The sequence below is a fragment of the Actinoplanes sp. NPDC048791 genome, assembly GCF_040650095.1.
GTDB lineage: Bacteria > Actinomycetota > Actinomycetes > Mycobacteriales > Micromonosporaceae > Actinoplanes.
Genome location: NZ_JBEZGQ010001245.1, coordinates 1 through 2,180, shown reverse-complemented (window position 1 = coordinate 2,180; position 2,180 = coordinate 1). Strand labels below are relative to the sequence as shown.

General features: G+C 72.2%; 2 protein-coding genes. One reads left to right on the top strand and one right to left on the bottom strand.

What is annotated here, in order from left to right; all coding sequences use genetic code 11:
- A partial coding sequence (locus AB0C29_RS44935; protein WP_360834006.1) for a M50 family metallopeptidase occupies positions 1–807 on the bottom strand: 807 nt, incomplete at its 3' end.
- 170 nt (positions 808–977) lie between these two features.
- Between AB0C29_RS44935 and AB0C29_RS44930 the strand changes: the two genes are divergently transcribed.
- Positions 978–2,087 (top strand): PD-(D/E)XK nuclease family protein, encoded by a 1,110-nt coding sequence (locus tag AB0C29_RS44930; RefSeq protein ID WP_360834004.1) that lies wholly within the window; start codon positions 978–980, stop codon positions 2,085–2,087.
- Positions 2,088–2,180: the final 93 nt, after the last annotated feature.

Sequence of the window (2,180 nt, the reverse complement as noted above, 5' to 3'; positions counted from 1 at the left end):
GGCGACCAGCCGGCCGCCGGCATCGGCGACGGCCAGGGCATCCCCGGCCCGGTCGGCGGCGCCGGCCCGGCGCTGGGCCTCGGCCAGTGGCGTTCCCGACGGTACGGCGAAAAGCGGCCGCGCGAGGGTCCGCAGGTCGACCAGGGGGAACCGCCGCGTCATCCGCGCGAGCCGGATCGACTGACCGGCGCCCTGCCACAACGTGAAGACCACCAGGAGGATGAACAACAGTCCGAAAACGGTCAGCAGGTTCAGCCAGTACAGGGTGAGCACGGCCATGGCAGTGAGCAGGGCGATGCCCCGACCGGCCCAGGCGGCGAACTCGGTGGCCCTGTTCCGGTCCTTGAGCAGCGCCCACAGCCCGGCCCGCAACGCTCGCCCACCGTCGAGCGGCAGGCCCGGCAGCACGTTGAAGATCGCCACGAGGACGTTGCTGACGGCGAGCTGGAAGGCGATCTCACCGGCGACGGTCCGGTCAGGCAGCGCGAACGCCGCGGCCGTGGCGGCAGCGCCGAGCACCAGGGAGACGGCCGGGCCGGCCAGCGAGACCAGCGCGTCGACCCGCGGCGAAGGGGCGTCACGGTCCATCTCCGTGTAACCGCCGAGCAGTTCCAGCGTGATCCCGCGCACACCTATGCCGTACCGCCGGGCGGTCAGGGCGTGGCCGAGCTCATGCAGGAGGACGGACCCGAGCAGACAGACCACAAACCCGAAACCGATCGCGTACGCGTACGGCGCGACGAGTCCGAGCTCGGCCTCCACGTACCCGCCGTACACGACGGTGACCAGCACCGCGAGCAGCAGCATCGAAGGGTTGAGAAAGACCGGGATGCCCAGCACCCGCCCGACCACCCGGCCCGGCCGCCGGGCGGGGCGGGTCTGCTGCACGCCGTCGTCCACACGTCGATGCTACGGACCGCGCCTGAGAGGTCCCTGCCGCGGCGGTTTCGTCGTACCCCTCCCCTAGCCTTACTCCCATGACGGCAGAAACGGTTTTGTCCCCTTCCGCGGATCCGCAGCCGCAGCCCGGCTCCGCTCCCGGCCGCGGGGAGCGCCACGCGGGGCCGTCGCTGTCGCCGTCGCGGGCCGCCGATTTCAAGACCTGCCCGCTGCTGTTCCGGTTCCGCACGATCGACCGGCTGCCGGAGAAACCGACGCCCGACCAGGTGCGTGGCACGCTGGTGCACGCAGTGCTGGAGAGCTTGTTCGACCTGCCGGCGGCCGAGCGGACGCCGGCGGCTGCGGCAGCTCTGGTGGCGCCGTCGTGGGGGCGGTTGCTGGAGCAGGAGCCGGCGCTGGAAGCTCTGTTCGCCGAAGCTGTCAACGCCCCGACATCCGCCGGCGCGGTTTCTGCCGACGCCGTCTCTGCCGACGCCGTCTCTGCCAGCGCTGTTGCTGTCGGCGCTGTTTCTGTCAACTCGACTGACGGCGATGCCGGGCCGGTGGCCGCGCCCGGTGAAACGCTGCCCGGGCTCGAATCCGCTGGCGAGGCAGAGCGGATCGCGGCGTTCCTCGCGGGCGCGGGCGACCTGCTGGCCGGCTACTTCGCGGTCGAGGACCCCCAGCGCCTGGAGCCCGCCGAGCGCGAAAGCCTCGTGTCGACCCTGGTCGACGACGAACTGCTGATCCGCGGCTACATCGACCGGCTCGACATCTCCCCGGCCGGCGACCTGCGCGTGGTCGACTACAAGACCGGCGGCGCACCCCGCGAGGCCTTCGAGGGCCGGGCGCTGTTCCAGCTGAAGTTCTACGCCCTGGTGCTGTGGCGCACCCGGGGCGTGGTGCCACGGGTGCTGCGCCTGCTCTACCTGAAGGACGCCGAGATCTGCGACTACAGCCCGGACGCGGCGGAGCTGGAACGCTTCGAACGCACCCTGGTGGCGCTGTCGCAGGCGATCGAGCGGGCCAAGCAGGACAAGGACTTCCGCCCGAAGCCCAGCAAGCTGTGCGGTTGGTGCAGCCACCAGGCGTTCTGCCCGGAGTTCGGCGGCACCCCGCCGCCCTACCCGGAGCCCGAGCCGGAGCCGGTCGCCGCGCCCGAAGCGGAGGACGACACCATCACGCTGCCGGTCCCCCGCCAGTCCTGACCCCTGGAACCGCGGCGCTGCCGCCCAGCGCAATCCACTCACCGGGCCCACCGTCGCGGTCCGGGCCCGCCCGTCGTGGTCCGGGCCCACCAA

Coding starts and splice junctions, on each gene's coding strand:
- AB0C29_RS44930 (WP_360834004.1), top strand. CDS start 978: ATGACGGCAGAAACGGTTTTGTCCCCTTCCGCGGATCCGCAGCCGCAG.